Below are 302 nucleotides of genomic sequence, written 5' to 3' on the forward strand. Positions count from 1 at the left end.
ATGTTCGGTGGCTAATCGCTGTTTAGGCGATTTAGGTGCGTGTTACTGATATTATTTATTAGACTTGAATAATTCATAAATATATAAACAAGCATCCTCTTCATTACAAAAAACTTTTTCGCAATTCCGTCCTCCACGTTCATCAAAATAAAAAACTTCCCATTTGCTATAATTTTGATACAGGACTATTTTGTCTGACTCAATGTTCCCATTAAGCGAATATTCATTTGGATTAACCCCCAGCTTGTCTAATTCTTTTTTTAATATATCTTTGTTCATATATTCATTTTATTATCAGTAAT

Annotated in this window: 1 protein-coding gene; it reads right to left on the reverse strand. The window is 30.5% G+C overall.

Features of this window, described 5'->3' with window-relative positions:
- Positions 1-51: 51 nt before the first annotated feature.
- Positions 52-279 (reverse strand): hypothetical protein, encoded by a 228-nt coding sequence (locus tag HMPREF2794_RS21345; RefSeq protein WP_070752624.1) that lies wholly within the window; start codon positions 277-279, stop codon positions 52-54.
- Positions 280-302: the final 23 nt, after the last annotated feature.

Source organism: Bacteroides sp. HMSC067B03 (assembly GCF_001811315.1).
GTDB lineage: Bacteria > Bacteroidota > Bacteroidia > Bacteroidales > Bacteroidaceae > Bacteroides > Bacteroides faecis.